Source organism: Deefgea rivuli DSM 18356, assembly GCF_000620145.1.
Taxonomy (GTDB): Bacteria; Pseudomonadota; Gammaproteobacteria; order Burkholderiales; family Chitinibacteraceae; genus Deefgea; species Deefgea rivuli.
In genome coordinates this window covers 550,604-559,006 of the sequence record NZ_JHVM01000003.1, presented here as the reverse complement: position 1 = coordinate 559,006, position 8,403 = coordinate 550,604, and the positions used below count along the sequence as shown (strand labels likewise).

The window sequence follows — 8,403 nt, the reverse complement described above, 5'->3', positions numbered from 1 at the left end:
CCTACGTGTCGACTTGGCAAGGCTTCGTGTATGTGGCGTTTGTCATTGACGTATTCGCTCGGTATACCGTGGGCTGGCGAGTCAGTCGCAACATGCAGACGGAGTTTGTGCTGGATGCGCTGGAGCAAGCCCTTTGGGCGCGCCAGCCAGAGCGAGAAGCGCTAATTCATCACAGCGACCGCGGTTCGCAATATGTTTCGATTCGCTATACCGAGCGATTGACTGAGGCTGGTATCGAGCCATCTGTTGGTACGACTGGCGACAGTTACGACAATGCGTTAGCTGAGACGAATAACGGGCTCTACAAAACGGAGGTGATTCATCGTTTAGGACCGTGGAAAAGCCTAGAATCCGTGGAGCTGGCGACATTAGAATGGGTTTCGTGGTTCAATCATCATCGTTTGCTGGGGTCGATTGGCCATATTCCACCTGCGGAAGCAGAAGCAAACTATTACCGTAATCAAAGCGAGCAGGCTATGTTGGTCTGACTCAAACCAAATAGCCTCCGCGAAACCCGGTGCGATTCAATTTCTATTTGGCACGCTGTACGGTGAGCGCTCCTCGAGAGGCCACTTTACTGCCGCTTTATCTAGGTAATGTACTGGGGGAGTTATTCATCAACTAGCTTTTTAAACGCAGGCCAATTCAAATTTCATGCAAAATTGTGACTTACTTTCCACGGTGCGTTGCCAGCAAACACTCAAATTCTTACGGTTGAATTAGCCGATGTGATCGCGTGTGTTTTGTGTCTTCTCATGGGTCTGACAGCAGAACTTCTGCTTTGTTTTCTGCTTGCTTGCTATAGTTCACAGGAATAATTGGAGGAGCAGAAATGGACGCGTTATATGCAAAGGATAAGGCAACGATTCTACTCGTTGATGATACGCCAGATAATTTGACCTTAATGACGGGCTTATTAAAGCCGCTGTATCAAACTAAGGCGGCTAATAATGGCGAGAAAGCGCTCAAAATTGCGCGCAGCGTTCCACCGCCTGATTTGATTCTGCTCGATATTATGATGCCCGGTCTGTCGGGCTACGATGTATGCCAAGCCCTTAAAAGTGATCCAGCGACACGGGATATTCCCATTATTTTTTTGACTGCGATGACGGCAACCGAGGAAGAAACCAAAGGCTTGGCAATGGGCGCGGCCGATTTCATCACCAAACCCGTTAATCCACCCGTGGTGCTGGCGCGCGTCGCCACGCAATTGCGAATTAAAGCGGCAGCTGATTTTTTAAAAGATCAGAATGTTTATTTAGAGAATGAAGTCGCCAAACGCACGCGCGAATTAGCCGCGATTCAGGATGTCACTATTTTGGCGATGGCCTCACTCGCCGAAACACGCGATAGCGATACGGGTGGGCATATTCTGCGTACTCAGCATTATGTGCGCTCGCTGGCACAAAAGCTGCAATCTCATCCGCGCTTTCAGGCTTATCTGGATGATTACACCATCAGTATGTTGTTTAAATCTGCGCCTTTGCATGATATTGGCAAAGTCGGCATTCCCGATCGTATTTTATTAAAACCTGGGCGTTTTGATGATGATGAATTTCGCATTATGAAAAGCCACGCCGAACTTGGCCGTGCTGCGATTGAGCATGCTGAAAAACGTCTTGGACTTGAAGTTCCATTCTTAAGCTGCGCCAAAGAAATCGCGTATAGCCATCAAGAAAAATGGGATGGCAGCGGTTATCCAGAGGGCTTAAGCGGCGATGCGATACCGATCTCTGCGCGGCTGATGGCGGTCGCCGATGTATATGACGCCTTGATTTCACGCCGAGTCTATAAGCCCGGTATGCCGCATGACAAAGCGGTGCAAATTATTGTCGAAGGTAAAGGCACACATTTTGACCCTGATATGATCGATGCATTTGTCGAGTTAGCCGATGAGTTTCACGCGATTGCCCAGCAATTTGGCGATTCCGATGAAGATATGGCCGAAAAGGCCGCACAAATGAAACGAATTGCTGGCGAGTAAATTTATCGAGCAGCACGGCTTTCTCATTTTGGATAAGCGCTCATGTGCAATCGTTTAACCTTATTGTTGGTGACGTATCGAAAGCTGACTGGATTGGCGATTTTGTGTCTCTCCATCGGCATGGCGCTCTGCACTGCGTTCATTTTGCGTGAGCAAAGTGAAATCCAGCAGCAGAAATTGCTGGAGATCGCGGCACAGCGTGCTGCGGTTGAACTGTTGGCGCAAACCTTGAGCAGCAATCTGATGGGCTCAGTCGCCATGCTGGGATTGATCGATACCCGCATTCAAACTGAGGCTGCGCGGGGTCTTGGCGTCGCCTCGCCGGAAATAAATATTTTATTCGAACGTGTGGGTCAAACCTTGGGCGTTGACGGTGTTTTTTTGGTCAGCGCCAGCGGAAAAGTTGCGTCGGCTTGGGACAATAGCGGTAAATCATCGACAGGCGTGGACGTCGCATTTCGGCCGTATTTTCAAATGGCGATGAAAGGGCAAGACAGTGTTTATGCTGCGGTGAGCTTGGCGCGTGGTGATCGTTCACTGTATTTTTCGGCTCCCGTTTTTGTGAATACGGCGACAGGGCATCAAGCGGTGGGCGCCATGGTTGCTCGATCGGGCATTTTCAAAGTGGATGAGCTGTTGCAGCGTAAAGCCGATATTGCGCTGTTGCTGTCGCCGCAGGGTGTGGTTTTTGCTAGCAATCATAAAGAATGGATAGGCTATTTGGCGGAAGCGGCCACGCCAGAGCAATTGCACGCTATTCGTGAGCTGCGGCAATTTGGCGCGATGTTTGCACAAAAAGATCCGAAAATATTAGCAATTCCCATCGCTTCAGGCGTGCAACAAACGGCGACGGGTCGCTATGCGGTAAGTCGCGCGCCTGTGCAATGGAATGATCCGTTTGGCGATTGGCAGTTAGTGCTGCTCGAAGATCTTGAGCGCAGTGTGCCATTGTCCAATTTTCTTGCTCCTGCGTTGTTCGTTGGATTTTTAGTATTGTTGCTCGGTAGTGGCGGACAATATGTATTGATAAATTGGCATGTGAAAGGCATGGCGAACGCGAAGCTGGCTGAGTTTGCACAATTGCAGCAAGCCGATGCCGCACGTAAAAACCAAATCGCTGCGGCCACACTTAAATTACAGCAATATATTAGTGTGGATGAGCAACTGTCTTACTACTTGAGCGAGCTGCATCACATGCTCGGCATGACGCAGGGCGTTGTTTATCTAAGCACAGAAACTAAAGATGAATTGGTATTGGCGGGCAGTTTTGCTTGTGACCCTTTACCGAATCATACTTTGCACCTTGGCGAAGGATTACTGGGGCAATGTGCCTTGGATTATCTGCCGCGCGTTGAATTGCTCGCTACCAGTGGCTTGGGCATGTTGCGCTCGGGCTTGGGCGAAATTCAACCTGCGGCGCTGCTGCTCGCGCCCTTGTTATTGAATCATTCGCTAGTGGGTGTGGTTGAGATAGCGATGTTGACGCCGCCGGATGCGGCACAGCAAGAACTCTTTAGCCAACTGAATACATTACTGGCGCTCAATCTAACTATCGCACGACGTAATTTAAGCACTCAAACCGCGTGTGCGCCAAGCAGCCACACAGCACAAACAGAATAAATTTACTAGGTATTGACACCTAGCCATTTTAATATATAGCGTTCAATAGAATACCCATGGCATTTTGATGGCGACTTTGGAGTTGACTTAATGAGTTTTAAATTAAAAATTATGCTGGAACAGCGTTCGCTAAAGAGTAAATTACTCGCAGCTTTGCTGATATTTTTGCTGTTCAGTATCTTATTAGGTGGCTTCGGGCTGTATCGATTGCGAATGTTGAATAATCAATTCCAGCAGGTTTACCAGCAAGAACTGCTCGGTATCGTCCACATTAAGGATGCGCAAGTTGCTTTCGCCGAAATGGGACGATCAGTACGGCAAGCCACTTTGGCGCCTAGTTCCAGCGAGCGTGAACGCGCATTAAAATTGTTGGCTGAGGCAGATACAGGCGTCAATAGTGCGATTGAGGAAGCGCGTGGGCGGATTTTTCGGCGAGAAAACCAGCAAAAACTCGCTCTCTTTGAGCAGCACATCAAACATTACCGCAGCAATATTGCGCAAGTGTTGGCTTTGCTGCAGCGCGGTGATCCAAGTAGTGCAATGGCCTTGGTGGCGAGTGAGCGTTTTGCTCAGCCAGGAATACAGGCTGATCAGGCCTTGCAGGACATTGCGCGCGTTAAAGTGGAGGGCGCCAATCAATCGGTATTAAAGGAGCAGGAAGAAGCTCGCGATAGCTTATTGCTGAGTATTTTATTACTGGGCACTGCGCTAGGTTGCGGTTTGCTTTTCGGTATTCCCTTAGCACAATCGATTCAACGACCGACAGGGCGTATTCGTGCCGCAGTGGAGAAATTGGCGACGGGTCAGTTGGATTTTCCAGTACCACATACCGATTACCCGAATGAGATTGGTGATTTGGCGCGTGCAATTGATGTATTGCGCGGCCAAGCGCAAAAACTGGAAGAGCAGCGCTGGATCAAAACGCACTTGGCGAGTATCGCAAATGAATTGCAAAGCGCCACCATATTCAGTGATTTAGCGCGCTGCCTACTATCGAGTATTGCCCCCTTGATTCGGCTTGGGCATGGCGTGTTTTATATTTATGAAGCTGAACAGCGTCAGCTGCGTTTACTGCATGGCTACGCCTACCGCGAGCGTAAACACCTTGGGCAATACTTCCAACTGGGGCAAGGTTTGGTCGGGCAGTGTGCGATGGAGCGCAAGCCGATTATTTTGACTAATCCACCGGCGGATTACATTCGAATTGGTTCGGCCTTGGGCGAGGCTGCGCCACGCACGATTTCAGTGCTGCCGATTTTGCATCAGGATCGATTACTAGCGGTACTAGAACTGGCTAATTTTGATTCACTGAGCAGTGGCGAGCAGGCTTTACTGGATGGTGTCTTGCCGATGCTCGCAATGAATTTAGAAATTCTGGAACGCAATGTGAAGACTCGCACTTTGCTCGAAGAAACTCAGCGGCAGTCGGCGCGTTTGGAAGAGCAAGCGAGCCAGCTTGAAGCGCAAACGCAGGAACTCGAAGCACAGCAAAGTGCTTTGATGGAAACCGAAACTTGGTATCGCGGCATTATCGAATCCGCACCGGATGGGATGCTGGTGATTGATGAAGCCGGCCAGATTATTCTGGCCAATCCACAGCTCGAAGCGATGTTTGGTTTTGAACCTGGGCAATTGGTGGGCAATCCGATTGAAATTTTAGTGCCCGATATGGTGCGGGGGCGACATAAGGCGCTACGTGATCAATACATTCAAGCGGGTGCAGCGCGGCGCAGTATGGGCGAATTTAATCGTCAACTGAATGGGCGGCGTAAGGACGGCTCAGAATTTGCGATTGAAGTGGGCTTATCTCGCCTGCCTGCTTTGGGCGACCGCAGCGTTTGCGTTTGCGCTTCGGTGCGCGATATTACCGAGCGTAAACAGGCCGAACAGGCGATTGCGCATGCCAATCAAATGAGTGATACGGCACTGGAATTGAGCAAAGCCGGTTATTGGTTGATTGATTTTAAAAATCCAGACTATTACACCAGCTCAGCTCGCGCCGCCGCGATTTATGGTGAGCCCGCCAAGCCCGATTTCCGTTATCACTTGATGGATGAATGGTATAGCCGAATTGTCGCCGCAGATCCGGTCGTCGCCGAAACGATTAGTACGCTGTTTGCGGATGCTGTCTCCGGCAAACTGCCATGCTATGACGCCACCTATTGTTATTTACGCCCTGTCGACGGCAAAGTTGCGTGGATTCGCGCGATTGGGAATATCACCCGCGATGAAAATGGCAATCCACTGTTTATGTATGGCGTGGCACAGGATGTGACTGAAATCAAGCAAGCCGAAATTGAAGTCTTGCACGCCAAAGAAATCGCCGAAGATGCCACCCGCGCCAAGAGTGAATTTTTGGCCAATATGAGCCATGAAATTCGCACGCCGATGAATGCCATTATCGGTATGTCGCATTTAGCCTTGCAAACCGAGCTCGATAAAAAACAACGTAATTACATCGAGAAAGTCCATCGTTCCGGCGAGAATCTGCTGGGCATCATTAATGATATTTTGGATTTCTCAAAAATCGAAGCCGGCAAAATGACGATGGAAAGCGTGGCTTTCCGTCTTGAAGATGTAATGGATAATTTGGCTAATTTGGTGGGAATTAAAGCCGAAGATAAAGGGCTAGAATTGTTATTTAATACGGCGCCCGATGTGCCTACCGCTTTGATCGGTGACCCGTTGCGTCTTGGGCAAGTGCTGGTTAATTTGGGCAATAACGCGGTCAAATTTACCGAGCAAGGTGAAATTGTAGTTGGTATTGAAAAGGTATCCGAAGATGTGGATGGCGTTGAATTGCATTTCTGGGTGAAAGATTCGGGCATTGGCATGACGGCGGAACAATGCGACAAAATGTTCCAAAGTTTTAGTCAGGCCGATGCGTCGACGACGCGCAAATATGGTGGCACCGGCTTAGGGCTGGCGATTTCCAAGCAATTGGTTGCACTCATGGACGGGCGAATTTGGGTCGAAAGCACGCCGGGACGGGGTTCTAGCTTCCATTTTCATGCGAAATTCGGTTTGCAGACCGAAGCAATGCCGCGCCGAATGTATCGAGCGGATGAATTGCGCGGCTGCCGCTTGCTGGTTGTCGATGACAACGCGAGCGCTCGAGAAATTCTGGTTGCCATCGCACAGTCATTTGGTTTAATTGCCGATGCAGCGGCCAATGGGCAACAAGGTTTACAAATGATTGCCGCAGCGGATCAAACCGAGCACCCTTATCAGCTGGTGCTGATGGATTGGAAAATGCCGGTCACCGATGGCATTGCCACCATGCAAGCGATGCAATTGCAGCCTTTACAGCATCAGCCTGCAGTGATTTTAGTCACCGCTTTTGGCCGCGAAGAGGCATTGAACCATGCGACTTTACAAGGTGTCGCATTCAAAGCCGTACTCGCCAAACCCGTGACGCCATCGACCTTGCTCGAAGCGATCGCCGAGGCGCTAGGGAAAGGCGTAGTTATCGAAACACGTTTGCATGAAAAAGCGACTGGGCAGAATGAGGCCGTTGCTAAATTACGCGGGGCGCGTGTTTTGTTAGTCGAAGACAATGAATTGAACCAGGAGTTGGTGCAAGAACTATTGGCGCAAATCGGGATGCAGGTTGTTACCGTGAATAATGGGCAAGAAGCATTGGACGAACTGGCTCGTGATCAACAATTTGATGGCGTGCTAATGGATTGCCAAATGCCAGTGATGGATGGCTATACCGCAACTCGTGCTTTACGTCAGCAAGCCCAGTTTGCGGCGATGCCGATTATTGCGATGACCGCGAATGCAATGGCTGGGGACAGGGAAAAAGTGCTTGAAGCGGGCATGCAAGACCATATCGCCAAACCACTTCATATCGAGGATATGTTTGCAACTTTGGCGAAATGGATACATCCGATAATCGTGAATGATGGTAAAGCCGAGCTGGGAACGATGGCACAAAATGGCGCCACTGAAACCCTAATTGAAACCGGACTACCGATTTTACAAGGCATTGATGTGATCACCGGTCTAGCGACCACGATGAACAATATGAAATTGTATCGCCGACTTCTAGTTAAATTTCGCGAGAGCCAAGGGGCTTTTGCTGAACTGTTTCGTGTTGCTCAGCTTGATGCTGACCTTTCTGCTCCAGCTCGTGCCGCGCACACCTTGAAAGGAACGGCAGGCAATATTGGTGCGAGAGATTTGCAATATGCGGCAGCTCAATTAGAGCAAGCTTGTTTGAATAGCGCGACGGCGACGCAAATTAACTTGCTACTTAACGACGTTCTTACAAGCTTAGCACCAGTCATCCTTGGCCTGTCTCAGCTTGATCTCGAACAGACCCCAGATCATTCTTCTATTTCAATTAATGTGGCTGAGCTGAGTATTCGTCTAGATAAGCTGCGTTCTATGCTAGAAGACAGTAATACCGATTCAGCAGAGCTACTCGACGAATTAATGATCACAGTCAAAGGCAGCGTGTTCGAAGCGCCAATGCGGAAAGCGGCTTTAGCTTGTGAGGCGTTTGATTATGATTTGGCAATTGAGCGACTGAATGATGTATCTGCATTACTGGATTAACTGGCATGCTGGTATCGGTCTTATTATTTTTAGTTGATGTATTTCAAGTCAGTAAAATTTAAATATGCAGCTTCTATTTTTAATCTCGATGGTGCTGCTTTGCTCGAAATTATTAAAAACTAAATGGACGAAAGTACACAAAATTAGATTATTTCTTGAATAAATCTGAGCTTACGGCCATTGTGGCTTATGTTTTTTAACCAAATGCGTAATACTGGCTAAATCCCCCCCCACAC

The 8,403-nt window shown here is 49.0% G+C and carries 4 protein-coding genes; all 4 read left to right on the top strand.

Going from position 1 to position 8,403, the window contains the following annotated elements; genetic code table 11:
- Positions 1-488 (top strand): IS3 family transposase (locus tag Q320_RS0102515; protein WP_027467695.1); only part of this gene is annotated, 488 nt, incomplete at its 5' end.
- 344 nt (positions 489-832) lie between these two features.
- Positions 833-1,984 (top strand): response regulator, encoded by a 1,152-nt coding sequence (locus Q320_RS0102510; RefSeq protein WP_027467694.1) that lies wholly within the window; start codon positions 833-835, stop codon positions 1,982-1,984.
- Positions 1,985-2,026: 42 nt separating this feature from the next.
- Positions 2,027-3,604, top strand: a complete 1,578-nt coding sequence (locus Q320_RS18170; RefSeq protein ID WP_051534400.1) for a cache domain-containing protein — start codon at positions 2,027-2,029, stop codon at positions 3,602-3,604.
- Positions 3,605-3,694: 90 nt separating this feature from the next.
- Positions 3,695-8,167: a response regulator gene (locus tag Q320_RS18165; protein WP_035851742.1), complete on the top strand. Its 4,473-nt coding sequence runs from the start codon at positions 3,695-3,697 to the stop codon at positions 8,165-8,167.
- Positions 8,168-8,403: the final 236 nt, after the last annotated feature.

Excerpts from the sequence above, each read along its gene's own strand:
- Q320_RS18170 (WP_051534400.1), top strand. The coding sequence starts at position 2,027 with ATGTGCAATCGTTTAACCTTATTGTTGGTGACGTATCGAAAGCTGACT.
- Q320_RS18165 (WP_035851742.1), top strand. The coding sequence starts at position 3,695 with ATGAGTTTTAAATTAAAAATTATGCTGGAACAGCGTTCGCTAAAGAGT.
- Q320_RS0102510 (WP_027467694.1), top strand. The coding sequence starts at position 833 with ATGGACGCGTTATATGCAAAGGATAAGGCAACGATTCTACTCGTTGAT.